Origin of the sequence: Nocardiopsis potens DSM 45234 (assembly GCF_000341105.1) — a bacterium.
Taxonomy (GTDB): domain Bacteria; phylum Actinomycetota; class Actinomycetes; order Streptosporangiales; family Streptosporangiaceae; genus Nocardiopsis_A; species Nocardiopsis_A potens.
Genome location: NZ_ANBB01000004.1, coordinates 12,018 through 37,270, shown reverse-complemented (window position 1 = coordinate 37,270; position 25,253 = coordinate 12,018). Strand labels below are relative to the sequence as shown.

The window sequence follows — 25,253 nt, the reverse complement described above, 5'->3', positions numbered from 1 at the left end:
CCCCCGGGCTGGCCACCGGGCGCCGCTCCGGCGGCCCGCCGGTCAGCCCACCGAGGTGTAGGCGACCACGCCCCGCCGGACCAGGTCCACCGCCTTGCGGGCGGTGGAGCGGACCCCGCCGTCGTCCGGCGCCGCGGCGGCGATCTGCTCCAGCAGGTCGATCAGCTGCTTGGCGGTGCGGACGAAGTCGCCGGCCGGCATGTCGGCGTCGGCGAGGATCCGGTCGAGCCGGTCGCCGCGCGCCCAGCGGTGCGCCAGCCACACGAAGCCCATGTCCGGGCGGCGCAGGAAGGAGACCCTGTTGTCCCGCTCCACCTCCTGCAGCTCGCCCCAGAGCCGCTCCATCTCGGTCAGCACGTCCGCCACCCGGCCCTCGGGCACCCGCGGGTAGGGGTCGTCGTTCCGGCGCGACTCGTACACCATCGACGCCACGCAGGAGGCCAGCTCCTGCGGGGTGAGGTCGTCCCACAGGCCGCGCCGGAGCGACTCGGCGACCAGCAGGTCCAGCTCGGAGTAGATCCGGGCGAGCACCGCGCCCTCCGGGGTGACCGTGTCGCCGTCCTCCGGGGCGAGGTAGCCCAGCGACTGCAGCACCCCGCACACCCGGTCGAAGGTGCGCGCGATGACGTGCGAGCGCCCCTCCACCCGGCGGCGCAGCCCCTCGGTCTCCTTCTTCAGCCGGAAGTACCGCTCGGCCCAGCGGGCGTGCTCCTCCCGGTCGGCGCAGCCGTGGCAGGGGTGCGCCTTCATCTCCGCGCGCAGCCGGGCGATCTCCGGGTCCTCCTCCTTGGCGCCGTGCCGCGCCTTGACCACCCGGGTGTCGACCGTCCCGTCGTTGATCTTGTTGCGCAGCGTGGACGCGAGGTCCTGCCTCGACTTGGCCGAGCGCGCCGAGAACCCCTTGGGGATGCGCAGCCGCCCGGCCGGCTCCACCGGGACCGGGAAGTCGGCCGCGTTGACCCGCTTGACCTGCTTGTCCACCGTGAGCACCAGCGGCGCGGGCAGCGCGTCGCGCAGCCCCGGGTCGAGCACCACGGCGAAACCGGTGTGCCGGCCGGCCGGGATCCGGATCACGTCGCCGGGGCGCAGCCGGCCCAGCGACTCCACCGCCTCGTCCCGGCGACGCGCCCCGCGCCGCTTGGACTGCTCGTTCTCCCGGTCGCTGAGCCGCCTGCGCAGCGCGGCGTACTCCATGAAGTCGCCCAGGTGGCAGTCGGCCGCCTCGGCGTAGCCGGCCAGCGCCTCCTCGTGCTTGCGCAGCTGCTTGACCAGGCCGACCACCGCGCGGTCGGCCTGGAACTGGGCGAAGGACGCCTCCAGCATGTTGCGGCTGCGCTCCCGGCCGACCTGGCCGACCAGGTTGACCGCCATGTTGTAGGACGGCTGGAAGCTGGAGTCCAGCGGGTAGGTCCGGGTGCTGGCCAGCCCGGCGACCGCCTCCGGGTCGATGCCGGCCTGCCAGATCACCACCGCGTGGCCCTCGACGTCGATGCCGCGCCGCCCGGCGCGCCCGGTGAGCTGGGTGTACTCGCCGGCGGTGAGCGGGGCGTGGGTCTCCCCGTTCCACTTGTCCAGCTTCTCGATGACCACGGTGCGGGCGGGCATGTTGATGCCCAGCGCCAGCGTCTCGGTGGCGAACACGGCGCGGATCAGGCCCCGGGAGAACAGCTTCTCCACGATCTCCTTGAACGCCGGGAGCAGGCCCGCGTGGTGCGCGGCGACGCCGCAGGTCAGCGCGCGCAGCCAGTCGTGGTAGCCGAGCACGGCGAGGTCGGCCTGCGGGATGTCGGCGCACTGCCGCTCCGCGTACTCGCGGATCTCCGCGGCCTCCTCGTCGGTGGTGAGGACCAGGCCCGCGGCCAGGCACTCGCGCACCGCGGCCTCGCAGCCGGCGCGGCTGAAGATGAAGGTGATCGCGGGCAGCAGGCCGTCCCGGTCCAGCTCGTCGACGATCTGCACCCTGCTGGGCGGGAAGTGCTTGGTGCGCGGGCGCGGGGCGCTGCGCGCGCGGGACTGCGGGTGGCGGCGGCGGTGCGCCAGCTGGGTGACCCGGTCGTCCTCCACCGCCATCCGCATCAGCCTGGGGTTGATCAGCATCTTCTCGCCGCCGACCGACATCTCGACCGGTTTGGCCAGGCCGCTGCGGTCCCGGTCGCGCTTGCGGCTGCGCTTGCGCCCGTTGCCCGAGGGCTCCCCGTCCTCGCCGGCGTCGGCGCCCTCGACCGGCACGAACAGGTCGTGCAGCCTGCGGCCGACCATGACGTGCTGCCAGAGCGGCACCGGCCGCTTCTCGTCCACGATGACGGTGGTGTCGCCGCGGACCTCCTGCAGCCACTCGCCGAACTCCTCGGCGTTGCTGACCGTGGCCGACAGCGCGGCGATCCGCACCGACTCGGGGAGGTGGATGATGACCTCCTCCCACACCGCGCCGCGGAACCGGTCGGCGAGGTAGTGGACCTCGTCCATCACCACGAACGCCAGGCCGGAGAGGGTCTGCGAGCCCGCGTAGAGCATGTTGCGCAGCACCTCGGTGGTCATCACCACCACCGGCGCCTCGCCGTTGACGCTGTTGTCCCCGGTGAGCAGGCCGACCTTCTCCGCCCCGTAGCGGGCGACGAGGTCGTTGTACTTCTGGTTGGACAGCGCCTTGATCGGCGTGGTGTAGAAGCACTTCGCGCCGTCGCGCAGGGCCAGGTGGACGGCGAACTCGCCGACGATGGTCTTGCCCGACCCGGTGGGCGCGGCGACGAGGACCCCCTCGCCGTCTTCGAGCGCCTTGCACGCCCGCACCTGGAACGGGTCGAAGTCGAAGCCGTAGAGCCCCTTGAACTCCTCGATCACGGTGCTCGTCTGGGACTGGCGCCGGCGGAAGGCGGCGTAGGAGGCGGCGTGGTTATTCATCGCCTCCAGCCTATGGCGTCGGAGCGACGTCCCGGAATCCGCGCCCCTCGGCGTTGGCGCCCCTCAGCGTTGGCCTCGGCGCCGTTGCGGTCTCAGAGCCGGTGCTCTCCGGTGTCCGTTGCAACACCGCGTACCAGAGGACAGGAGGGGACCGGCCGGCCGGTCGGGCGCGGCACCCCACGGGGTGCAGATTCAAGCGGGCGGCGACGGCGGGGAGGGCGACCTGCCGGTCAGTCGGTCGGGTGCGGCGCCCCGCGGAGCGAAGGTCAAGACGAGCGGCGACGGCGCAGGCAGGAACCGGGCCCGGCGCCCCACCCGAGCGCGGCGCCTCGCAGAGCGGAGGTTCAAGCAGGCGGCGACGGCGGGGAGGGGGACCGGCCGGTCGGTTCGGCGCGGCGCCCCACGGGGCGAAGGCTCAAACCGGCGGCGACGGCAGCGGTGGGAGCGGGGCGGAGGCGGCCGCCCGGGCGCGGCGCCCCGCGGAGCGGAGGTTCAAGCGGGCGGCGACGGCAGCGGTGGGAACGGGGCGGAGGCGGCCGCCCGGGCGCGGCGCCCCGGCGGTGGGGGTGGGTCCGCCCGAGCCGAGCAGGGTGGCCTTATCCCCTATGCCGGGTTCTCGGTAGGGAACAGGCAGGGGCGGGGGCGCCTTGCGCACCGCGAGAGCACCCCGATTACATCTACCAGCGAGTAGTAAGCCCCCAGGCCCCCACCACCCCCTCACCGCTCACCCAGAGTGGCCAAACAGGGCTCCCCGGGAGAACAAAAGCGACATCCCGTCCCCGCGCCGCCTCTCCCCGGGTTCCAGCCCCCTGCATCCCGGCCTTCCGGACGGCTCGAACCCCCGAACACCGGCTCGATCAAGGCGATCCGGGCCTCCCGGGGGCCGATCCGGCCCAGGATGCGCGCCCGGGAATCACCGGGGTGCTCTCGCGGTGCGCAGGGCACCCCACACCGCCATCACTCTGCGTATTCACCCAGGTCGGGAAGGGGCAGCGGTTTCACGGGCGGCCGGCCCCGGCGCCTGGGCGACGCGGGAACGGCCACCCCGCCACCCCACCCTGCCCCGGCCGCCCCTCCCTGCTCTGCCGCACCGGACCGACCGGCCGGTGCCCCTCCCCGCCTTCGCCGCCCGCTTGAACCCCCACCCCGTGGGGCCCGACACCCGGGCGACCGCCCCCGCCACGCCCCTACTCCCGCCGTCGCCGCCCGTCTTGACCTCCGCTCCGTGGGGCGCCGCGCCCGACCGACCGGCCGGTCCCCCACCGCCGCCCTCGCCGCCCGCTTGGACCTTCGCCCCGTGGGGCCCGGCGCCCGGGCGACTCCCGTACCCCGGCCCTACCTTCACCGTCGCCGCCCGTCTGAACCCCCGCCCCGTGAGGCGCCGCGCCAGACCGACCGGCCGGTGCCCACCGCCGCCCTCGCCGCCCGCCTGAACCCTCACCCCGTGGGGCCCGGCGCCCGGGCGACCGCCTCCGCCCCGCCCCTACCTACACCGTCGCCGCCCGCCTGAACCGCCACCCCGCGGGAGGCCGCACCCGGTCGGGGACCTCCCTTCCCTCGCCCCTCCCCGAGTTCCTCGTTGCAACGACCACTCGGCGACAAGGCGGGGCGAGACCGCGACAGCGCCAAGATCAACGGGGGACCGGCCGCGGCTACATCAGCACGCGCACCGACTTCGGGGCGATCTCGCAGGTGAGCGGGGTATCGCCGACGCGCTCGCCGTCGGCGTAGCCGGCCACCGGGGTGCCGCCACCGGTGGTGATGGTGACGCGGCGGCCGCGCAGCACCGTCACCTCGTCCAGCTCGGTGTGGGTGCCGCCGAACACCCGCGGGAAGAACCGGACGAAGTCGGAGACCGCGACGGCGTGCACGAACACCACTTCGAGCAGCCCGTCGTCGTAGCGCGCGCCGGGGCAGACCTTCATGCCGCCGCCGTAGCAGCGGGTGTTGCCGACCGCGGCGAGCATCCCCTCGGCCTCCAGGACCTCGCCGTCCACCTCGATCCGGTACGGGATGGGGCGGAAGGAGCGCAGCTCGGCGGCGAGGCCGACCAGGTAGCCGGCCCGGCCCATGGGGACGGAGAAGCCGTTCACCCGCTCGTTCACCCGGGAGTCGAACCCGCAGGCCAGCACGCTGAGGTAGTGCAGGTCGACGCCGCGGCCGGTGCAGTGCACGGTGTCGGCGGGGACGGTGTAGCCGCGCGCGATCCGCTCCGCGGCCTCGGTGGCCGAGCGGCCGATGCCCAGCTCGCGGGCGATGTCGTTGCCGGTCCCGGCGGGCACCACGCCCAGCGGGACGTCGGTCCCGGCGACCGCCTGCAGCGCGGTGTGCACCATGCCGTCGCCGCCTACCGCGACCAGCGCGTCCGGCCTCTTCCGCACCGCCTCCCGGGCCAGTCTGGCGCTGTCCGCGGCGGAGCGGCCGATCAGCACCGTCGGCTCGGCGCCCAGCGCGCGCAGCCCGGTGAGCACCCGGCCGGCGGCCACCGCGGCGCGGCCGCTTCCGGAGGCGGGGTTGACGAGGAGGGAGACGGAGGAGGGCATGGGGGGTTCCGTTCAGGGGCGGGGACGGCCTGCCCGGGCTCGGGTCCCGGAGTGGGTCGAGGATACCGACAGGTAGAACCGGTTGCACCCCGGGGCCTCCCGCCCCTGCCCCGGCCGCGTCAGTCCGCGGCGCCCCCGTCGCGCTTCTTGTTCAGCGGCGACGGGACGGCGTGCACCTCGACCTCGCCGCGCTGGATCCGCGCCTCCTCCTCGGTGAGGTACTCCTCCGGGATGTCGAACTCGCCGTCCTTGGCGCCCAGCACGAAGGCCTCCCACTCCTGCGGGGTGAAGAAGAGGATGCCCTTCTCCGGGTTCTTGCCGTCGCGGACCGCGCGGAACCCGTCGTCGAACTTGGCGACCTCGACGATGGCCTCGGAGTCCTCCCTGGAGAGCGAGGAGCGCATCCACACCGCGTCGGTGGTGTCGTGCCACTTCTCGTTGCCCATCGCCTCGGGCGGGAGCTCGCGCTTCTTCTCGTCACTCATGCGCCTGCCTCGTCCTTCCGGTTCTGCTGCCCGCTCCCTCGGGAAGAGCGGTCGGGAGAGACCTTAGCGGTTGAGCTCCGCCTCGGAGGGGCCGTCGTCCTCGATCGGGGAGATCTCGTCGTCGTCCAGGCCGGCGTAGGGGTCGGCGTTCCTGCGGCGGCGGTCGTTGAAGTAGCAGAACACCTCGGCGAGCTCGAAGAGCACGATCAGCGGGACCGCCAGGGCCAGCATGGACAGCGGCTCGGCCGGGGTGACCACCGCGGCGACCACGAAGATGACGAACAGAATGAGCCGGCGGTGCTTGGCGATGGCGGCCTGGCTGACCACGCCCATCAGGTTGAGCAGCACCACGACCAGCGGGGACACGAACCCCATCCCGAACACGATGATCATGAGGAGCATGTAGTTCAGGTAGTTGGTGATCGTGATCATCGCGGTCATCTGCTCGGTGGCGAAGCCGAACAGGACCTGCATGGCCAGACCGGTGATGTAGTAGCCCAGCGACGCGCCGGCCAGGAAGAGCGGCACCGCGGCGGCGATGAAGTAGTAGGTGTAGCGCTTCTCCCGGCCGTTGAGCGCGGGGGCCACGAACGCCCACAGCTGGTAGAGCCAGAACGGGCAGGCGAGCAGCAGGCCGACCACGATGGCGACCTTGAACTGCAGCACGAACGGGTCGAAGATGCCGGTGAAGACCAGCTCGCAGCCCTCACCGCCGGTCCGCACCGAGCTGGGCAGGTCGCAGTAGGGGCGCTGCAGGAAGTTCCAGACCGGCTGGTAGACGAAGAAGCCCGCCACCACGCCCGCGGCGATCCCCAGGAACGCCCGGAACAGCCGCTTGCGCAGCTCCCGCAGGTGCTCCATCAACGGCATGCGCGCCTCGGGGTTCCCCTTCGACCGTCCCAGCTGCATGGTCCGCTTACGCTCCTCGCACCGGGCCGGTGGCGCCGGCCCGCTTTCCTCGTCCCGGGGTCACCGGGCACGTCTCCGCCCGGCGGGGCCGTCGCCTCCACCGGGTCCGCCCCGGGCGGATCGGGTCCGGCCGGGGTCGGTGTTCCGTCGGTCTCAGTCCTCGTAGGGGCGGACCGCTTCGCCCTTCTCGTTCACGATCCGCTGCCCCGGAGGGAGATCCGGGTAGGAGGGCCTCCGCTGCTCCTGCTGCTGGTACGGCTGCTGCTGCGGCTGCTGCTCCTCCCGCGCCTGGGCCCCCCGCCCGGCGTCGTCATCGCCGCCGTCGTCGTCGGCCAGCCCCTTGGCCTCGGCCTTGAGGATCCGAGCGCTGCGCCCCAGGGAGCGCGCGAGCTGGGGAAGCCGCGACGCGCCGAACAGGATCAGCGCGATCAGCAGCAGGATGAGGAGGGTCCGCCCGTCCAAACCCATGTCTAAAACCTCTCTTCAGGCGCCGTGCGCCCCACGATCGTACGCCCGGTCCCCCGCGCGATCACGGGCCCCGCGTTCGGGCGTTCCGGGTTCGCGCGCGGTAGGCGCGGTATGCGGGTCCCACCTCGGCCCGAGTACGCTCCACCTGCGCCTCCAGACGACGCAGCTCGACGAGCGCCCGGGCCGCGAGCACCCCCAGGACCAGCAGGCCGACGATGGTGACGGCGGCAAGACCAAGGAACGGAACCACGGGGACAACCTTACTCGGTCGCACATGAAACCCATCCGCACCCCGGATGACCCGGAGTGGTCCGAATCGTCACGATCCGGACGCGGCCCCCGCAGCGCGCGCTCCCCCGCCCCGGACCTCCCGGCGGAGTAAGGGGGGAGGGGAGCGGCCCCGGCGGCTGCTCGGGGGCCTGGGCCCCAGGCCGGATGCAGGGCGAGGAGGCGGAAAGGACCAGCGTCCCGTCCCCCGCCTCTCCGTTCCCCGCCCGGAAGGAGTCCTTCCCGCGCTGCAGGGGAAGGAAGAGGTCGTCCGGCCGAAGGTCCTCGAACACCCGGCAGCCGTTGGACGCCCAGTGGCCGTGCGGCCGCTCGACGTTCTCCTCGCCGGCCTCCTCCGGCGGTCCCCGCAGAGGACGACCATGCCGACGGCGGCCGCAAGAGTGCGTTTCCCCACGCTGTTCGCCGCCCTCTGCGATCACTCCGCCCGTCTTCCCGACGGATTCCATGTTCCGGTTGAAGCACGGTGCGGAGGGGCGCACGGGAAGGGCCCCGCGGAGGTGTGCTCCGGTGGGGCCCTCGACGGCCGGGCGGCGGGTCAGGAGGGGTAGGCCTCCAGGGCGCGGCGGGCGTCCTCGCGGACGCGGGCGGCGACGTCGGCGGGGGCGATGACGCGGGCGTCGGGGCCCAGGCGGAGGAGCAGGCGGCGGACCCAGCGCGGGGCCGGGGTGCGCAGGGTGACGCGGAGCCGGCCGCCGGGCAGTTCCCGGACGTCGGTGCAGATGTAGTCCTCGGAGATCCACCGGGCCGCCGGTTCGAGCTCCAGGGTGACCCGCAGGTCGTCCTCGGAGAACTGCACCAGGCCGCCGCTGATGTCCCGGCGGCGGGCGGCGCTGGGCACCCGGGCCGGCTCGGGCAGCACGGCCAGGTCGAGCACCCGGTCCAGCCGGAACAGCCGGACCCCGTCGCGCAGCCGGCACCAGCCCTCCAGGAACGCGTGGCCGTCCTGCACCACCAGCCCCATCGGGTCGACGTCGCGCTCGGTCACCTCGTCCACGTAGCCGGAGAGGTAGCGCAGGTGCACCGCCTGGCCGGCGTCGAGCGCCTCCTTGCAGCGCCGCTGCTTCTCCCGCTCCTCCTCGTCCAGGTCGACCCGGACCGCCACCGCGGCGGCGACCTCCTCGGCGGCGGCGCCCGCCGCGGCGCGCAGCTTCTCCCCCACCCGCTTCAGCGCGTCGCCGCCGGCCGTGCCGGGCAGCTCGCCCAGCAGCTCCAGGCCGACGATGAGGCTGGCCGCCTCGTCGGCGGTGAGCGCCAGCGGCCGGGCCAGGGTGTCGGCGTTGCCGATGATGATCTCCCCGGTGGACTCGGCGGCCTCCAGGTCGACCTCGATCAGGTCGCCCGGGGTGTAGCCGGGCAGGCCGCACATCCACAGCAGGGCGAGGTCCTTGAGCACCTGCTTCTCGGTCAGCCCGAAGTGCGCGGCGACCTCGGGCACCCGCACGTCGTGGCTGAGCGCGTAGGGCACCAGCATCAGCAGCCGGCGCAGCTGCTCGGCGGAGGCGGCGGCGCGCCGCTCGCCGCGGACGCCCTCCTCGCCGGCGGGCAGGGCCTCCGGCTCCGGTTCCGGCTCCCGCTCGGCGACCGCCCGCAGGTGCTCGGCGACCGCGGCGCGCGCCTCGGCCGGCTCCTCCAGCACCACCCGGTCGCCGAACCGGGCGGCCATCCCCACCAGGTCGGGCAGGTCGGTGTAGGGCAGGTCGACCTGGTCCCAGCGGTCCTCCGGGGCGGCGTCGCCGCCGGGGACGATGCGCAGCGCGGCGCGGCGCAACTCGTGCGCGGAGTCGCCGCGGACCCGCAGCCGGGCGGTGTGCTCCGGCTCGGGCCGCTGCGCCCGCACCAGCGAGCGGACGTCGACGCCCTCCGGGACCTCCACCGGCGGACCGGAGGAGACCACCTTGACCCCGCCGACGATCCGGCCGAGCCGGAACACCCGGCGCTCGCCGCGGACCCGGTCGTGGCCGCCCACGTACCAGTGGCCGCGCACGTTCACCACGCCCCACGGCTCCAGCACCCGGCGCTCCGCCTGCTCGGCGCGGGGCTTGCGGTAGTCGAACTCGATCGGGCGGCGGTCCCGCACCGCCTGCCAGATCGGCAGGAACGCCGGCTCGTCGGCGTCCAGCACCGGGGTGATGGCCGGCGCGGCGTCGGAGTCGACCGGGACGCCGGCCGCGCGCAGCTTCATCATCGCGCCGGCCGCCGCCTCGCCCAGCGCGGCGTGCCGCCAGGCGCGCGCCGCCAGGCCCAGCACCGCGGCCTCGTCCGGCAGCAGCTCGATGTCGGGCAGGGTGTAGGCGGCCCGGGAGATCCGGTAGCCCTCCTCGTCGCTCCACACGTCGCCGCCGCCGGTCTCGATCGGGATGCCGCTGTCCCGCAGCTCCTTCTTGTCCCGCTCGAACATCCGCTTGAAGGCGCCGTCGCTCTCCGCCTCCTCGTAGCCCGCCACCGTCGCCCGGATCTCCCTGGCGGTGAGGAAGCGCCGAGTCGCCAGCAGGCAGATGACCAGGTTCAACTGGCGTTCCGTCTTCTTCCTGGACATCTTTCTCCGTCCTCCCGCTGCACGCGCCGCCCTCGCTGGGAGCGGTCGCGGACCCGGCGGCCCTCCGCCGGCGCCTGCTCCGGTCATCCGGCGGCGTGCCGTCGCAGCGCCGCCTCACGCCCCGACGGTACCGTGCTTCCCGTGATCCGATGGCGAGCTGGACGAGTGGCCGCGGTCCGCCGCGCATGGCCGGGCGCGGTGGAGGTCGACGCCGAGCTGGACGACCGGGCCGAGGCGCCTCCCGGCGGGGCGGGGCCGGTCCCGGAGCAGGGGCGCGGGGCGGACATCGGCGGGGCCGGCGGCGCCCCTCCGGAGCCCGGTTCACCGGAGGCCGAGGAGGCCCCGGCCGCGGGGGCCGTCGCCGCCCCCGCCGATCCCGCCGAGCGCCGGGTCCGGGTCTGCCGCGCGCTGGCCTACACCGACCTGGTCGGCACCCCGGCCCCCGGCGACCGGGTGCTGCTCAACACCACCGCCCTCGACCTGGGCCTGGGCACCGGCGGATACGCGATGGTGGCCGCCCTGCCGGACCGGCTGCCCGACGACGCCCCCGTCCCCGGGCACCTGGTCAAGGCGCGCTACACGCCGCTGCAGACCACCGTGCTGGGCGCCGACGGGCAGGACTCCCCGCACCACGCGGTGCTGCGCGGCGCCGAAGGGCTGGACGGCATGCCGGTGGTCGCCGCGGACCTGCACTCGGCGCTGCCCGCGATCCTGGCCGGGGCGGACGCGGACCGGCCCGGGGTGCGGGCCGTCTACGTGATGCTCGACGGCGGTGCGCTGCCGGCCGCGTTCTCCCGGACCGCCGCGGCGCTGCGCGAGGCCGGGCTGCTGGCCGGGGTGGTCACCACCGGCCAGGCGTTCGGCGGGGACCTGGAGACGGTGACGGTGCACAGCGGCCTGCTCGCCGCCCGGCATGTGCTCGGCGCGGAGCTGGCGGTGGTCGCGCAGGGGCCGGGCAACCTGGGCACCGGCACCCCGTGGGGGTTCTCCGGGGTGGCCGCCGGGGAAGCGGTGAACGCCGCCTCGGTGCTGGGCGGCCGCCCGGTCGCCGCGCTGCGGGTGAGCGACGCCGACCCGCGCGAGCGGCACCGCGGGGTCTCCCACCACAGCCTGACCGCCTACGGGAGGGTCGCCCTGGCCCGCGCCGACGTGCCGGTCCCGGCGCTGCGCGGCTCGTTCGGCGCCCGGGTGGCGAGGGACGCGGCGCTGCTGGCCGAGCGGCACCGGCTGGTCCACATCGACCTGGACGGCCTGGAGGAGGCGCTGCAGGCGCTGCCGGTCCGGCTGTCCAGCATGGGCCGCTCCCTGGAGGAGGACACCGCCTGCTTCCTGAGCGCCGCCGCGGCGGGTCGGCACGCGGCGGCCCTGCTCAACGCCTGAGCGGCGGCCCTGCTCAACGCCTGAGCGGCGGCCGGGCGCCCTCTGTCGCGCCGGTCCCGGCGCCGCCGTCCGCGGGCGGCGGCCGGACACGGCGGCGCCCCGGGGGCGGCGCGTCGCCGCCCCCGGGGCGCGGGCGCCCGAGCCGGGAGGGCTAGCCCTCGGAGCCCTCGCCGCCCTTGTCCTCGGAGTCCTTGGACTCCTTGTCGCCGGAGTCCCCGCCCTCCTCGGACTTCTCCTCCTCCGGGGGCGGCGGCGGGTTGACCGCGCCCAGCACGTCGACGACGAAGACCAGGGTGCCGGCCGGCTGGCCGCTCTCCTCGGCCTCCTTGCCGTAGGCCTGGTCCTCGGGGATGACCAGCATGACCCGGGAGCCGACCTTCACGCCCTCCAGGCCCTCGTCCCAGCCCTCGATGACCTGGCCCTGGCCGAGCGGGAAGGTGAACGGGGTGCCGCCCTGCTTCCAGGAGGAGTCGAACATCTCGCCGTCGTCCCACCGGACCCCGGTGTACTGGACGACGAGCTGCTGCTCCTTCTCGGTCTCGGGGCCGTCGCCCTCGATCAGCTCGACCTTCTCCAGCTTCTTCGGCGGGTCGGTCTCCTTCGGGATCTTGATCTCGGGGGCCGCCGCGCCGGCGTCGGCCGCGGTGGGCAGGCCGTCGCCGCCGTCGGTCTGCTGCTCGCCCTCGACGGTGTCGCCCTTGCCGTACCGGTCGCGCACCTCGACGATGGAGACGGTGTCGCCCTCCTGCGGCTCCATGCCCTGCGCCTCGGCCTGCGCCGGGTCCGGGCCGGGCAGCACGAACGCCACCTGCGCGCCGACCGCCTGGTTCACCAGGACGCCGCTGAGCTCCTCCTGCACCTGGTTGAGCTGGAGCAGGAACGGCGTGTCGGTCTCGTAGGTGGAGTTGGTCTTCTCCGCCTCGCCCTTGCCGCTCCACTGGTAGTCGACGATGTCGACGAGGAGCGTGTCATCGGCCCGGATGATCTCCTCCTCGTCCCCGGGGCGGACCACGCCGGAGATCTGCTCGCCGGGCGGGGCGATGTCGGGGAAGGCCACCTCGGGCTCTTCGCCGGGCTTGCCCTCGACGGTGGGCAGGCGCTCGTCGATCTCCTGCTCGTCCATCCGCATGAAGGCGGGGACCTGGTACTTCTCCGGGATCGCACCGCAGGCGGACGACGCCAGCAGCACGACCGAGAACGGCACCGCGAGGGCGGCGGCACGTCGTCGCATAGGGCACTACCTCAATATCCGGCTCGGGTCCCAGACACATTACCGAAAAGGGCATGGTGCCGTATCCGGGTAAGAGCCGGTTGAGAGGGAGGGGCCGGGCGCGGCCCCTCCCCCGCCGGGTCACATGCCCGCGATGAGCTTCTCCACCCGCTCGTCCACCGCCTTGAACGGGTCCTTGCACAGCACGGTGCGCTGCGCCTGGTCGTTGAGCTTGAGGTGGACCCAGTCCACGGTGAAGTCGCGGCGCTTCTCCTGGGCCTTGCGGATGAACTCGCCGCGCAGCCGGGCCCGGGTGGTCTGCGGCGGCACCGACTTGGCCTGGAAGATCCGCAGGTCGCCGACGACCCGGTCCATCTGGCCCTTGCGCTGCATCAGGTAGAACAGGCCACGGTCGCGGTGGATGTCGTGGTAGGTCAGGTCGAGCTGGGCGATCCGCGGGGAGGACAGCGACAGCCCGTGCTTGGACCGGTACCGCTCCAGCAGCTTGTACTTGGCGACCCAGTCGATCTCCCGCTCCACCAGGGAGAGGTTCTGCGTCTCCACCGCCTCCAGGGTGCGCGCCCACAGCTCCAGCACCCGCTTGCCGGTGGCGTCGGTGCCGTTGCGGTCCACGTAGGCCTGGACCTTCTCCAGGTACTCCCGCTGGATCTCCAGGGCGCTGGCCTCGCGCCCGTTGGCCAGCCGCACCTTGCGCCGCCCGGTCATGTCGTGGCTGACCTCGCGGATCGCCCGGATCGGGTTCTCCAGGGTGTAGTCGCGCATCACCACGCCGGTCTCGATCATCCGCAGCACCAGGTCGGTGGAGGCCAGCTTGAGCAGGGTGGTCACCTCGCTCATGTTGGAGTCGCCGACGATGACGTGCAGCCTGCGGAACCGCTCGGCGTCGGCGTGCGGCTCGTCCCGGGTGTTGATGATCGGGCGGGAGCGGGTGGTCGCCGAGGAGACGCCCTCCCAGATGTGCTCGGCGCGCTGGCTGACGCAGTACAGCGCCCCGCGCGGGGTCTGCAGCACCTTGCCGGCGCCGCAGATGATCTGCCGGGTGACCAGGAAGGGGATCAGGATGTCGGCGAGCCGGCCGAACTCGCCGTGCCGGCCGACCAGGTAGTTCTCGTGGCAGCCGTAGGAGTTCCCGGCCGAGTCGGTGTTGTTCTTGAACAGGTAGATCTCCCCGGCGATGCCCTCCTCGTGCAGCCGCTGCTCCGCGTCGACCTGCAGGCCCTCCAGGATGCGCTCGCCCGCCTTGTCGTGCGCGACGAGGTCGGCCAGGTCGTCGCACTCGGGGGTGGCGTACTCGGGGTGGCTTCCGACGTCGAGGTAGAGGCGGGCGCCGTTGCGCAGGAAGACGTTGCTGCTGCGCCCCCACGACACGACGCGCCGGAACAGGTAGCGCGCCACCTCGTCCGGCGACAGCCGGCGCTGTCCCCGGAACGTGCAGGTGACGCCGTACTCGTTCTCCAGTCCGAAAATGCGTCGTTCCACGCGGCCTCACCATTTCCCGTCCCGTGGCAGCCGCGCGGGCCCGGTTCGGCCGGGGGCCCGGCCGGAGCCCCGCTGCGCTGCCGACGACTCCACCTTGTTTATCGGCACCGTCCCGGCTCGGGAAACCGGTCGGCCCGCCCGGATGCGGCGGGGCCGACCGGCCGGGCCTCAGGCCCCGTTCTCCGCGTCCTCCGCGCCGTCGCCGGCGGAGGCGCCGCCCGCGCCGGAGGCCGGCGCCCCGTCGGCGGCGCGCGCCTCCTCGATCAGCCGCTCCAGGCGGGCGCCGCGGATCCGGCGGAACTTGCGGTGCTCGCGGGCCCGCTCCAGGACCGCGACCTCCAGGTTGGCCGCGTCCAGCTCGCGCCGCTCGTGCTGCTCGTGGGAGAGGGCGTACATCGCCGCGGACAGCGCCTCGCTGAGCGGGGCCGCCGGGTCGAACCGCTCCTTGAGCGCGTTGGTCACCGCCTCGGCGGAGCCGCCCATGCCCACCAGGCCCTTCTCGTCGGCGACCGAGCCGTCGAAGGTGATCCGGTAGATCTGGTCGGAGTCGGCGTCGTCGCCGACCTCGGCCACGACGATCTCCACCTCCCAGGGCTTGTTGCTCTCGCTGAAGACCGTGCCCAGGGTCTGGGCGTAGGCGTTGGCCAGCATCCGGCCGGTGACGTCGCGCCGGTCGTAGGCGTAGCCGTGCGCGTCGGCGTAGCGGACGCCGCCCAGGCGCAGGTTCTCGAACTCGTTGCCGCGGCCGACGGCGGCGAACGCCACCCGGTCGTAGAGTTCGCTGATCTTGTGCAGGGTGCGGGACATGTTGTCCGCGACGAGCAGGATGCCGCCGTCGTACTGCAGTACCACGGCGCTGCGGCCGCGCGCGATCCCCTTGCGCGCGTAGTCCGCCTTGTCCTTCATGCTCTGCTCGGGCGAGACGTAGAACGGCATCGACACCGCTGATCGTTCCTTTGCTGTTCGTGCTGCGGGGAGCTGGTCGGTCCGCGCCGCCGGCGGCGCGGACCACCGGTCAGGAGAGCGGGGCGATGGGGCCGTCCGGGCGCTCGGCGCGCCCGGCGACGACCGTCTCGGCGACCCGCGCGACCTCGTCGGTCGGCAGCCGCCGGTAGCCCTCCTCGGTGACGATGTCGACCAGCGGGTAGATCTTGCGGTGCAGGTCCGGGCCGCCGGTGGCGGAGTCGTCCTCGGCGGCGTCGTAGAGCGACTGCACCGCGGCCTCGACCGCCTGGGCCTCGGTGAGGTCGTCGGTGAACAGCTTCTTCAGCGACCCCTTGGCGAACACCGAGCCGGAGCCGATCGAGTGGTAGCGCTGCTCCTCGTAGCGGCCGCCCACCGGGTCGTAGCTGAAGATCCGGCCGATGCCGCGCGCCTCGTCGTAGCCGACCAGCAGCGGCACCACGACGAAGCCCTGCATGGCCAGCCCCAGGTTGCCGCGGAGCATGTTGGCCAGCCGGTTGGCCTTACCTTCCAGGGAGAGCGGCCGGCTCTCCCGCTTCTCGTAGTGCTCCAGTTCGACCTGGTAGAGCCGGGCCAGCTCGATGCCGATGCCGGCCGACCCGGCGATCGCCACCGCGGAGAACTCGTCGGCGCGGAACAGCTTCTCCATGTCCCGGTTGGCGATGACGTTGCCCGCGGTCGCCCGCCGGTCGCCGGCCAGCACCACGCCGCCGGGGAAGGTCAGCGCCACGATGGTGGTGGCGTCGGGGGTGAGCTGGTGCGCCCCGGAGGCCTGCGGGAGGTCCCGCCAGTTGGGCAGCAGGTCGGGATGGACCGCGCCGAGGAACTCGGTGAAAGACGACATCCCCGGATTCATGTACGCGGCGGGCAGCCGTCCGCCCTCGAACGCTTCAGACACGCGACTCCCTTCGATGGCGCCCCGCCCGTGATCGCGTCGCCGAAGGGGCGGCGGGGCGCATGCGGCGTTTGACGTTTCCTGGTGTCGACCCTACTGATCCCGGGGGAACCGGGGGTAGCGGCCGGTGGCCGCTCCGCTGAGGGCGAACCCGGCGGGGGAGCCGGGCCCCGCGCCCTCCGGAACGGGCGGGGCCGGGCCGCCCCGGGAGGCGGCCCGGCCCCGGTGCTCAGCGGCGGCCCCGGAGGCGGCGGTCCGCGTCACTGCCCGCCCTTCTGCACGAACTGGCGGACGAAGTCCTCGGCGTTGGATTCGAGGACCTCGTCGATCTCGTCCAGGATGTCGTCGACGTCGGAGTCCAGCTCTTCGTTGCGCGTGGTCGTCTCGGCGGAGGCCTCGGTCTCCTCGACCTCTTCGTCCCGCCGAGTGCCGTGCTTCTGCCCGCCGGTGTCCTTGGTCGCCATCCCACAACCTCCTCGATCGGGGCTCTCGCCCCTTATCTTGGCCCGCCGGGCCCCGCCTCAACCTCGATCACGGGTCCCGTTGTGTGCACGTTACCCACTTCCCGCCGGATTGTCCGTACATCCGTGCGAACGGCGGGTCACCGGAGAGTGTTCCCGCCGGCGCCGGGGGCGCGCCGGGCGGGGGGCGGGGCCGGGCGCCTCAGCCGCGGCCGCCGGTGAGCACGGCGACCAGGTCGGCGGCGGTGTCTGAGGAGTCGAGGAGGGCGCCGACGTGCTCCCTGGTGCCGCGCCGCGGCTCCAGGGTGGGCACCCGCTGGAGGGAGTCGTGGCCGGGGAGGTCGAAGATCACCGAGTCCCAGGAGGCGGCGGCCACCGAGTCGGCGTACTTGGCCAGGCAGCGGCCGCGGAAGTAGGCGCGGGTGTCCTCCGGCGGCTCGGTGATGGAGCGCTGCACCTCGGCCTCGTCCAGCAGGCGTTTCATCCGGCCCCGGGACACCAGCCGGTTGTACAGGCCCTTCTCCTGGCGGACGTCGGAGTACTGCAGGTCGACCAGCTGGAGCCGGTGGTGGTCCCAGTCGATGCCGTCCCGGTCGCGGTAGCCCTCCAGCAGCTTGAGCTTGGCCACCCAGTCCAGCTCGCCGGCGAGCCCCATCGGGTCCTCGGCGAGCCGGTCCAGCACCGACTCCCAGCGCTGCAGCACGTCGGCGGTGTCGGCGTCGGGCTCGCTGCCGTAGCGGTCCTGCACGTACTTCTGGGCCAGCTCCAGGTACTCGCGCTGGATCTGCAGCGCGGTCATCCGGCGGCCGTCGCGCAGCCGGGCCTGGTGGGTGAGGGTGGGGTCGTGGGAGATGGCGCGCAGGTCGGCGACGGGGGTGTCCAGGGTGAGGTCCACCCCGATGAAGCCGTCCTCGATCATCGCCAGCACCAGCGAGGTGGTGCCCAGCTTGAGGTAGGTGGACAGCTCGCTCATGTTGGCGTCGCCGATGATGACGTGCAGCCGGCGGTACTTGTCCGGGTCGGCGTGCGGCTCGTCCCGGGTGTTGATGATGGGGCGCTTCAGGGTGGTCTCCAGCCCCACCTCGACCTCGAAGAAGTCGGCGCGCTGGCTGATCTGGAAGCCGGCGTCGCGGGCGTCGGAGCCGATGCCGACCCGGCCCGCGCCGCAGATCACCTGGCGGGAGGTGAAGAAGGGGATCAGGTGGCGGACGATGTCGCCGAACGCGGTGGAGCGGCGCATCAGGTAGTTCTCGTGGCACCCGTAGGAGGCGCCCTTGTTGTCGGTGTTGTTCTTGTAGAGCTGGATCGGCTCCACCCCGGGCACGGCGGAGGCGCGGCCGGCCGCGTCCGCCATCACCCGCTCGCCGGCCTTGTCCCACAGCACGGCGTCGCGCGGGTTGGTGACCTCCGGCGCGGAGTACTCGGGGTGGGCGTGGTCGACGTAGAGCCGCGCCCCGTTGGTGAGGATGACGTTGGCCAGCCCCAGGTCCTCGTCGGTGAGCTGGGTGGGGTCGGCGACCTCCCGGGCCAGGTCGAACCCGCGCGCGTCGCGCAGCGGGTTCTCCTCCTCGAAGTCCCAGCGGGCCTTGCGGGCCCGCGCGGCCGAGGCCGCCAGGTAGGCGTTGACCACCTGGGTCGAGGTCACCATCGCGTTGGCACCGGGGTTGCCGGGCACGGAGATGCCGTACTCGGTCTCGATGCCCATAATCCGCCGCACAGTCATGTTGGAAGGTTATCCACCGATACCGCGTCTTGAACTCCGCGCCGCGAATTGCCGCCGGACCGTCTCCGGGCCGGTTCCCCACCCGCCCCGGGGCCGGACCCCCGGCTCCCCTTCCCCGGCGGACCCGAGGGGCGCCGCCGCTCCCCGGGGCGGGCCGGGGCGCGCCGCCCCCGGGGCCGCCGACGCGGTCAGCCGGCCGCCGCGGCGGCGTCCCGGGCGGACAGCCGGCCGTCGCGCATCTCCCAGACCGCGCCGGCCCGGTCCAGGTACTCGGTGTCGTGCGTGACCACCAGGGTGGCGGTGCCGAACTCCGCGGTGACCTCCGCGAGCAGGTCCATGATCCCGGCGCCGCGCTCGTGGTCCAGGGCGGCGGTGGGCTCGTCGACCACCAGCACCCGCGGCGACCCGGTGAGCGCCCGGGCGATGTTGACCCGCTGCCGCTCGCCGCCGGAGAGCCGCGCCGGGCGGCGGTGCTCCCGGCCCGCCAGCCCGACCGCGGCCAGCATCCGCTCGGCCGCGGCGCGGTGCGAGCGCACCGGGCGGCCGCGCATGTGCTCCACCGCCAGCAGCTGCTCCACCGCGGTGAGCGAGGAGACCAGGTTGGGCTGCTGGAAGACGATGCCGACCCGGTGCATGCGCAGCCGGCTCAGCTCCCCCGGGGACAGCCCGGCCGCCTCCCGCCCGTCGATGCGGACGCCGCCGGAGTCCGGGCGGATCAGCGCGGCGGCCACCGCCAGCAGGCTCGACTTGCCCGACCCGGAGGGGCCCACCACGGCGTGCAGCTCCCCGGGGCCGGCCGCCAGCGAGACCCGGTCCAGCGCCGTCACCCGGGAGTCGCCGTCCGGGTAGGTCAGGGTGATGTCGGTGAGTTCGATGCTCATCGGACGCCTCCAAGGGCGGTCAGCGGGTCGACGGAGGTGATGCGGCGGACCGCCAGGACCGCCCCGAGCATGCCCAGGGCCACCATGGCGGCGACCGGGAGCAGGGTGGTGGCGGCGCTCGCCGAGAACGGGACCGCGGAGGCGGCCGCGGCGCCCAGCGCCGCGCCGGCCGCTCCCCCGGCCAGGGAGCCGGCCGCCAGCACCGCCAGGGCCTGGGCCAGCGCGTCGCGGACCAGGTAGCCGGTGGAGCCGCCGAGCGCCTTGAGGATGGCGATGTCGCCGGTGCGCTGGACCGTCCACACGGTCAGGAACGCCCCGGCCACCAGGGCGGAGATGGCGTAGAGGAAGCCCTGGATCATCATCAGCGACCCGTTCTCCGAGGAGTAGGCGCCGATCGCCGCCAGGCTCCCCGAGCGGGTCGCGGAGACCGTGCCCGCCGCGCCGTCGGCCGCCGCGGCGGCGTCCCCGCCGGCCTCGGCGGCGACCACGGTGCCGGCCGGGACGTCCGCGGCGCCGTCCGGCGCCAGGCCGCGCCAGGAGGCCAGCGAGGTCCAGACGGCGGGGGTGTGGCTGTAGGAGTCGTCGCCGGCGACCCGGTCCACGGTGAACTCGCGGCCGGCGAGGACCACGGTGTCCCCGGCCGCCAGGCCCTCCTCCTCGGCCAGCGGCTCGGACACGACCAGGGCGCCGTCGCCGGTGCCCTCCGGGGCGAGGTGCCCGCCGGGCTCGGCGGCGAGCACCGTCGCCGCGGCGGTGGAGCCGTCGGCCAGCTCCAGCCGGGCGGGGGTGACGGCCAGCGCCTCGGCCCAGGCCACCCCGTCGGTGCCGGCCCAGGCCCGCACCTGCTCGGCGGTGACCGAGCTGTCGGCGAAGGACTCCTCGGGGTCGGCGCCGCCGGCCGCCCCGAAGGCGATCCTGGTGGCGGGCAGGCGGTCGATCGCGGAGACGGACTCGTCGGCCAGCCCCGCGGTGAGCCCGGAGAGCAGGACCACCAGCAGGGTGATGAGGGCGACGACCGAGCCCATCAGCGCGAACCGCCCCTTGGCGGCGCGGATGTCGCGGACGGCCACGAACACGGCAGGGCCTCCTGGAAGGGGTAGGGGTGCGCGGGCGCCGGGACCGGCCCCGCGGCGCGGTTCCGCCGCGCACTTCCCACCCTCGCGCCGCCCGCCCCGGATTCCATCGGACGGGCGGGCGGTTCCGCGGAGCGGAAGGGCTGAGCCCGGCATCCGCCGTTCGGTCGATGCGGGCCGGGCGGCCGCGGCCTACCGTGGACTGGATGCACCCTGCTCACCGGGCGCCCTTCGCCTCGCTCTCCACCGGGACCGCGACCGTGCTCGCCGTCCTGCGCGGCTGCCTGCACGCCGCGTTCTTCCTGCTGCTGGCGGTGGCCGCGGCCCGGCTGTTCACCGGCGGCGCCGGCCCGGCGGACTGGGCGGCCCTGGCCGGCGCCGCCGTGCTGGGCGCGGTCTACGCCTGCGGCCCGCCGCTGCTGCGCCTGCTGCCCGGCCGGCGCACCGCCCTGGCCTGGCTCGCCCTGGTCACCGCGGTGTGGGCGGGGCTGCTGCTGCTCAGCCCGGACTTCTCCTGGCTCGCCTTCCCGCTGTTCTTCCTCCACCTGCACCTGCTGCGCCGGCTGCACGCGGTGGCCGCGGTCGCCGTGATCACCGCCGCGGTCGTCGCCTCCCAGGCGCTGCACGCCCGCGGACTGGACACCGGCATGCTGCTCGGCCCGGTGCTGGGGGCGGCCTTCGCGGTGGTGATCGCGCTGGGCTACGCCGCCCTGTACACCGAGAGCGAGCAGCGCCGGCGGCTGATCGAGGACCTGGAGCGCACCCGCGGCGAACTGGCCGAGACCCAGCACCGGGCCGGTGCCCTCGCCGAGCGGGAGCGGCTCTCCCGGGAGATCCACGACACCCTGGCCCAGGGCCTGTCCAGCATCGTGCTGCTGCTCCGCTCCGCGGAGGGGGCGGTGCGCACCGACCCGGGCGCCGCGGCCGCGCGGATCGCCGACGCCCGGGACACCGCCGCGGAGAACCTCGCCGAGGCCCGCCGGTTCGTCCGCGCCCTGGCGCCGCCCTCGCTCTCCTCCGGCTCGCTCGCCGACGCCCTGGGCCGGCTCTGCTCGCGCACCGCCGCCGAGAGCGGCACCGACTGCCGGTTCCGCCTGGAGGGCGACCCGGTGCCGCTGCCGGCCGGCTTCGAGGTGGCGCTGCTCCGCGCCGGGCAGGTCGGCCTGGCCAACGTCGCGGCGCACTCCGGCGCGCGCACCGCCGTGGTCACTCTGGCCTACCTGGACGGCGAGGTCGCCCTCGACGTCTACGACGACGGGCGCGGCTTCGACCCGGCCGGGGTGGAGCACGGCCGCGCCGACGGCACCGGCTACGGCACCCGCGGGCTGGCCGGCCGGGTCGCCGAGCTCGGCGGCCGCCTGCAGCTGGAGTCCGCCCCCGGGGAGGGCACCGCCCTCGCCGTGACCCTGCCGCTGGGCGCCGAGCCCGCCGGCGCCGAGGAGGAGACGTGACCGACCGACCGCTGCGCCTGCTGCTCGTCGACGACCACCCGGTGGTCCGGCGCGGGCTGCGCGCGATGTTCGACGAGCGCCCGGACATGGAGGTGGTGGCCGAGGCCGCCGACGGCCGGGAGGCGCTGGCCGTGCTCGCCGGCACCGCCGTCGACGTGGTCCTGATGGACCTGCGGATGGGCGGCATGGACGGCGCCGACGCCACCCGGGCCGTCGGCGGACTCCCGGACGCCCCGCCGGTGCTGGTGCTGACCACCTACGACAGCGACGCCGACATCCTCGCCGCGGTGGAGGCCGGGGCCGCCGGCTACATGCTCAAGGACTCCCCGCCCGACCGGCTGTGCGAGGCGGTGGCCGCGGCGGCGCGCGGCGAGACAGCGCTCTCCCCCGGGGTCGCCGCCCGGCTGGTGGGCCGGCTGCGCGCGCCGCGCACCGCGCTCAGCCCGCGGGAGACCGAGATCCTGCACCTGCTGGCCCGCGGCCTGTCCAACAGGGCGCTCTCCCGGGAGCTGTTCGTCAGCGAGGCCACCGTCAAGACGCACCTGGGGCACATCTACGAAAAACTCGGGGTGGACAACCGGACCGCGGCGATCTCGGTCGCGATGGAGCGCGGCATCCTGCGCCCGCGCTGAGCGGCCCGGGAACGGCGAGGGGCCCGCCGGATCCCCCGGCGGGCCCCTTTGCGCCGCTACAGGTACTGGCCGGTGTTGGCCACGGTGTCGATGGACCGGCCGGAGTCCGCGCCCTTCTTGCCGGAGACCAGCGTGCGGATGTAGACGATCCGCTCGCCCTTCTTGCCGGAGATGCGGGCCCAGTCGTCCGGGTTGGTGGTGTTGGGCAGGTCCTCGTTCTCGCTGAACTCGTCGACGCAGGCCTGCATCAGGTGCGCCACCCGGATGCCCTTGGACTTGTTGTCGATGAAGTCCTTGATGGCCATCTTCTTGGCCCGGTCCACGATGTTCTGGATCATCGCCCCGGAGTTGAAGTCCTTGAAGTAGAGGACCTCCTTGTCGCCGTTGGCGTAGGTGACCTCCAGGAAGCGGTTCTCCTCCGTCTCGGTGTACATCCGCTCGACGACCCGCTGGATCATCGCCTCCACGGTGGCCTTGGTGGAGCCGCCGTGCTCGGCGAGGTCGTCCTCGTGCAGCGGGAGGCCGTCGGTGATGTACTTGGAGAAGATGTCCCGGGCGGCCTCGGCGTCGGGCCGCTCGATCTTGATCTTCACGTCCAGCCGGCCCGGGCGCAGGATCGCCGGGTCGATCATGTCCTCCCGGTTGGAGGCGCCGATGACGATGACGTTCTCCAGCCCCTCCACGCCGTCGATCTCGCTGAGCAGCTGGGGGACGATGGTGTTCTCCACGTCGCTGGAGACGCCGGAGCCGCGGGTGCGGAAGATCGAGTCCATCTCGTCGAAGAACACGATCACCGGGGTGCCCTCGCCGGCCTTCTCCCGGGCCCGCTGGAAGACCAGGCGGATGTGCCGCTCGGTCTCGCCGACGTACTTGTTCAGCAGCTCGGGGCCCTTGATGTTGAGGAAGAAGCTCTTGCCGACGTCCTGGCCGGTGCGCTCGGCGACCTGCTTGGCCAGCGAGTTGGCGACCGCCTTGGCGATCAGCGTCTTCCCGCACCCGGGCGGGCCGTAGAGCAGCACGCCCTTGGGCGGGCGCAGCCGGTGCTCGTAGAACAGGTCCTTGTGCAGGTAGGGCAGCTCGACCGCGTCGCGGATCATCTCGATCTGCCCGCTGAGGCCGCCGATGTCGGTGTAGGCGATGTCGGGGACCTCTTCGAGGATGAGCTCCTCCACCTCCGACTTGGGGATGCGCTCGTAGACGTAGCCCGAGCGCGTCTCCAGCAGCAGCGAGTCGCCGGGGCGGATGGCCTCCCCGCGCAGCGGCTCGGCCAGCCGGACGATCCGCTCCTCGTCGTGGTTGGAGATCACCAGCACCCGGTCGCCGCCGAGCGCCTCCTTCAGCATCACGACCTCGCCGACGGTCTCGAAGGACTGCGCCTCGACGACGTTGAACGCCTCGTTGAGCATGACCTCCTGGCCGGGGCTGAGCTCCTCCACCTCGACCGACGGGCTGACGTTCACCCGCATCTTGCGGCCGTTGGTGAAGATCTCGACGGTCCCGTCCTCGCGGGCCTCCAGGAACACCCCGAAGCCGGACGGCGGCTGGGCCAGCCGGTCGACCTCCTCCTTGAGGGCGACGATCTGGTCCCGCGCCTCCTTCAGCGTGGAGACCAGCCGCTCGTTCTGGCCGTTCGCCGCGGCGAGGTTGGCCTGCGCCTCACGCAGTCGGTCCTCCAGGAGCCGCACATGGCGGGGGGAATCGGCGAGCTTGCGCCGGACTACGCTGAGCTCCTTTTCCAAGTAGGAGACTTGAGCCGTGAGCTCTTCGACTTCTCGGTCGCGCTCCGCCTGACGCTCGTCGTCGCGATCGGCCACGTCCGCCACCTCCTATAAGAGGACGACTACTCGGAACCCTACCTACCCATGGACTATTCCTAACCTCCGGTGCTCCGCAAGTGTTTGAGGACTCACTTTTCGATCTTGTGAAAGCCTAGGTCAGGCTGGTAATGAGGCCCCCGTCGTAATGAGAAAGTAACGTCCCCGCCTAGTCCCCGGCGGGTTCCGCGGCGCCGTTCCCGGCCCCTTCCCCAGCGCTTTCTCCGGCGCTTCCCGATCCGCGCCCCTCGCGCGTTTTGGCCCAGTCCTCCCCATAAGCGCCCTTCGCCGGGCGGCGGCGCCGCTCAGGGGCCTCCGCGCCGTCCGCCAGCCGGCGGGCGGTGACCAGGAAGCCGGTGTGCCCGATCATCCGGTGGTCCGGTCGGACCGCCAGCCCCTCCACGTGCCAATTGCGCACCATGGTCTCCCAGGCGTGCGGCTCGTAGAAGGAGCCGTGCTCGCGCAGCTCCTCCACCACCCGGGACACCTGGGTGGTGGTGGCGACGTAGGCGCAGAACAGCCCGCCGGGGATGAGCGCCTCGGCCACCGGGCCGATGCACTCCCAGGGGGCCAGCATGTCCAGCACCACCCGGTCGACCCCGGTCGGCGCGTCCGGGCCGGCCAGCGCCTCGTTGAGGTCGCCCACGGTCAGCTCCCAGGCCTCGGGCACCTCGCCGAAGTAGCGGCGCACGTTCTCCCGGGCGATCGCCGCGAAGTCCTCGCGCCGCTCGAAGGAGTACACCTTCCCCTTGTCCCCGACCGCGCGCAGCAGCCAGCTGGACAGCGAGCCGGAGCCGGCCCCGGCCTCGATCACCCGGGCCCCGGGGAAGACGTCGGCCTGGGCCACGATCTGCGCGGCGTCCTTGGGGTAGACGATGGTCGCGCCGCGCTTCATGGACAGGGTGAAGTCCAGCAGCAGCGGGCGGAGCGCGACGTAGGCGGTGCCCGAGGTGGAGCGGACCACGCTGCCCTCGGGGCTGCCGATCAGGTCGTCGTGGTCGAGCCGCCCCCGGTGGGTGTGGAACGCCGAACCGGCCTTCAGGGTGATGGTGTGCATCCGCCCCTTGGGGTCGGTCAGCTGCACGATGTCGCCGTCGCCGAAGGGTCCTCGGCGGCCGTGGATGCCGGTCACTGGTGCTC

At 73.7% G+C, this 25,253-nt stretch carries 20 protein-coding genes; 3 read left to right on the top strand and 17 right to left on the bottom strand.

All coding sequences use genetic code 11. The features are described from left to right. Window positions 1-42 precede the first annotated feature (42 nt). The 7 genes from D459_RS0102440 to D459_RS0102410 form a co-directional block, all read right to left on the bottom strand. Window positions 43-2,901, bottom strand: a complete 2,859-nt coding sequence (locus D459_RS0102440; protein WP_017591400.1) for a DEAD/DEAH box helicase — start codon at window positions 2,899-2,901, stop codon at window positions 43-45. 1,652 nt (window positions 2,902-4,553) lie between these two features. After that, a complete protein-coding gene (locus tag D459_RS0102435) occupies window positions 4,554-5,444 on the bottom strand; it encodes a diacylglycerol/lipid kinase family protein (RefSeq protein WP_017591399.1) in 891 nt (296 codons plus the stop codon). 119 nt (window positions 5,445-5,563) lie between these two features. Next, window positions 5,564-5,929 (bottom strand): DUF397 domain-containing protein, encoded by a 366-nt coding sequence (locus D459_RS0102430; protein WP_017591398.1) that lies wholly within the window; start codon window positions 5,927-5,929, stop codon window positions 5,564-5,566. 63 nt (window positions 5,930-5,992) lie between these two features. Next, complete coding sequence (gene tatC, locus D459_RS0102425) at window positions 5,993-6,799, bottom strand: twin-arginine translocase subunit TatC (protein ID WP_026119992.1); 807 nt, start codon at window positions 6,797-6,799, stop codon at window positions 5,993-5,995. A 192-nt stretch (window positions 6,800-6,991) separates the two neighbouring features. Beyond that, window positions 6,992-7,306 (bottom strand): twin-arginine translocase TatA/TatE family subunit, encoded by a 315-nt coding sequence (locus D459_RS0102420; RefSeq protein WP_017591396.1) that lies wholly within the window; start codon window positions 7,304-7,306, stop codon window positions 6,992-6,994. 61 nt (window positions 7,307-7,367) lie between these two features. Continuing rightward, complete coding sequence (locus tag D459_RS0102415; RefSeq protein WP_017591395.1) at window positions 7,368-7,556, bottom strand: hypothetical protein; 189 nt, start codon at window positions 7,554-7,556, stop codon at window positions 7,368-7,370. 573 nt (window positions 7,557-8,129) lie between these two features. After that, window positions 8,130-10,130, bottom strand: coding sequence for a helix-turn-helix transcriptional regulator (locus tag D459_RS0102410; RefSeq protein ID WP_026119991.1), 2,001 nt, complete (start codon window positions 10,128-10,130; stop codon window positions 8,130-8,132). 141 nt (window positions 10,131-10,271) lie between these two features. Between D459_RS0102410 and D459_RS0102405 the strand changes: the two genes are divergently transcribed. Next, a complete protein-coding gene (locus tag D459_RS0102405; RefSeq protein WP_026119990.1) occupies window positions 10,272-11,510 on the top strand; it encodes a DUF3866 family protein in 1,239 nt (412 codons plus the stop codon). 151 nt (window positions 11,511-11,661) lie between these two features. Here D459_RS0102405 and D459_RS0102400 read toward each other — a convergent pair whose 3' ends face one another. The 8 genes from D459_RS0102400 to D459_RS0102360 form a co-directional block, all read right to left on the bottom strand. Then, window positions 11,662-12,741: an FKBP-type peptidyl-prolyl cis-trans isomerase gene (locus D459_RS0102400; RefSeq protein ID WP_026119989.1), complete on the bottom strand. Its 1,080-nt coding sequence runs from the start codon at window positions 12,739-12,741 to the stop codon at window positions 11,662-11,664. A 120-nt stretch (window positions 12,742-12,861) separates the two neighbouring features. Further along, window positions 12,862-14,220 (bottom strand): Pup--protein ligase, encoded by a 1,359-nt coding sequence (pafA, locus tag D459_RS0102395; protein WP_017591391.1) that lies wholly within the window; start codon window positions 14,218-14,220, stop codon window positions 12,862-12,864. A 168-nt stretch (window positions 14,221-14,388) separates the two neighbouring features. Then, entirely contained in the window at window positions 14,389-15,156 is a 768-nt protein-coding gene (prcA, locus tag D459_RS0102390) for a proteasome subunit alpha (protein WP_040708981.1), read from the bottom strand. A gap of 79 nt (window positions 15,157-15,235) precedes the next feature. Further along, on the bottom strand, window positions 15,236-16,081 hold the full coding sequence (prcB, locus tag D459_RS0102385) for a proteasome subunit beta (RefSeq protein ID WP_026119988.1): 846 nt from the start codon (window positions 16,079-16,081) through the stop codon (window positions 15,236-15,238). A 257-nt stretch (window positions 16,082-16,338) separates the two neighbouring features. After that, window positions 16,339-16,542 carry a ubiquitin-like protein Pup gene (locus D459_RS0102375; protein ID WP_017591387.1) on the bottom strand — a complete coding sequence of 68 codons (204 nt, stop codon included), beginning with the start codon at window positions 16,540-16,542 and terminating at the stop codon, window positions 16,339-16,341. 199 nt (window positions 16,543-16,741) lie between these two features. Continuing rightward, entirely contained in the window at window positions 16,742-18,262 is a 1,521-nt protein-coding gene (dop, locus tag D459_RS0102370; protein WP_338044391.1) for a depupylase/deamidase Dop, read from the bottom strand. A 188-nt stretch (window positions 18,263-18,450) separates the two neighbouring features. After that, a complete protein-coding gene (locus tag D459_RS0102365) occupies window positions 18,451-19,143 on the bottom strand; it encodes an ABC transporter ATP-binding protein (protein ID WP_017591385.1) in 693 nt (230 codons plus the stop codon). Then, window positions 19,140-20,219, bottom strand: a complete 1,080-nt coding sequence (locus D459_RS0102360) for an FtsX-like permease family protein (RefSeq protein ID WP_017591384.1) — start codon at window positions 20,217-20,219, stop codon at window positions 19,140-19,142. Before D459_RS0102360 ends, D459_RS0102365 begins: the two co-directional genes overlap by 4 nt. Window positions 20,220-20,422: 203 nt before the next feature. On the opposite strand from D459_RS0102360, the gene D459_RS0102355 reads away from it, so the two are divergent. Then, window positions 20,423-21,667, top strand: a complete 1,245-nt coding sequence (locus D459_RS0102355) for a sensor histidine kinase (RefSeq protein ID WP_051065302.1) — start codon at window positions 20,423-20,425, stop codon at window positions 21,665-21,667. Continuing rightward, window positions 21,664-22,299, top strand: coding sequence for a response regulator (locus D459_RS0102350; RefSeq protein WP_017591382.1), 636 nt, complete (start codon window positions 21,664-21,666; stop codon window positions 22,297-22,299). Before D459_RS0102355 ends, D459_RS0102350 begins: the two co-directional genes overlap by 4 nt. A 56-nt stretch (window positions 22,300-22,355) precedes the next feature. Here D459_RS0102350 and arc read toward each other — a convergent pair whose 3' ends face one another. Together arc and D459_RS0102340 are read right to left on the bottom strand one after the other, a co-directional pair. Then, complete coding sequence (gene arc, locus D459_RS0102345; RefSeq protein WP_086003846.1) at window positions 22,356-24,122, bottom strand: proteasome ATPase; 1,767 nt, start codon at window positions 24,120-24,122, stop codon at window positions 22,356-22,358. 160 nt (window positions 24,123-24,282) lie between these two features. Continuing rightward, window positions 24,283-25,245 carry a tRNA (adenine-N1)-methyltransferase gene (locus D459_RS0102340; protein ID WP_017591379.1) on the bottom strand — a complete coding sequence of 321 codons (963 nt, stop codon included), beginning with the start codon at window positions 25,243-25,245 and terminating at the stop codon, window positions 24,283-24,285. Window positions 25,246-25,253: the final 8 nt, after the last annotated feature.

Bases quoted from the DNA above. Each gene is read 5' to 3' on its own strand.
- D459_RS0102440 (WP_017591400.1), bottom strand. From the start codon at position 2,901: ATGAATAACCACGCCGCCTCCTACGCCGCCTTCCGCCGGCGCCAGTCC.
- D459_RS0102435 (WP_017591399.1), bottom strand. From the start codon at position 5,444: ATGCCCTCCTCCGTCTCCCTCCTCGTCAACCCCGCCTCCGGAAGCGGC.
- D459_RS0102430 (WP_017591398.1), bottom strand. From the start codon at position 5,929: ATGAGTGACGAGAAGAAGCGCGAGCTCCCGCCCGAGGCGATGGGCAAC.
- tatC (WP_026119992.1), bottom strand. From the start codon at position 6,799: ATGCCGTTGATGGAGCACCTGCGGGAGCTGCGCAAGCGGCTGTTCCGG.
- D459_RS0102420 (WP_017591396.1), bottom strand. From the start codon at position 7,306: ATGGGTTTGGACGGGCGGACCCTCCTCATCCTGCTGCTGATCGCGCTG.
- D459_RS0102410 (WP_026119991.1), bottom strand. From the start codon at position 10,130: ATGTCCAGGAAGAAGACGGAACGCCAGTTGAACCTGGTCATCTGCCTG.
- D459_RS0102400 (WP_026119989.1), bottom strand. From the start codon at position 12,741: ATGCGACGACGTGCCGCCGCCCTCGCGGTGCCGTTCTCGGTCGTGCTG.
- prcA (WP_040708981.1), bottom strand. From the start codon at position 15,156: ATGCCGTTCTACGTCTCGCCCGAGCAGAGCATGAAGGACAAGGCGGAC.
- D459_RS0102375 (WP_017591387.1), bottom strand. From the start codon at position 16,542: ATGGCGACCAAGGACACCGGCGGGCAGAAGCACGGCACTCGGCGGGAC.
- dop (WP_338044391.1), bottom strand. From the start codon at position 18,262: ATGACTGTGCGGCGGATTATGGGCATCGAGACCGAGTACGGCATCTCC.
- D459_RS0102365 (WP_017591385.1), bottom strand. From the start codon at position 19,143: ATGAGCATCGAACTCACCGACATCACCCTGACCTACCCGGACGGCGAC.
- D459_RS0102355 (WP_051065302.1), top strand. From the start codon at position 20,423: ATGCACCCTGCTCACCGGGCGCCCTTCGCCTCGCTCTCCACCGGGACC.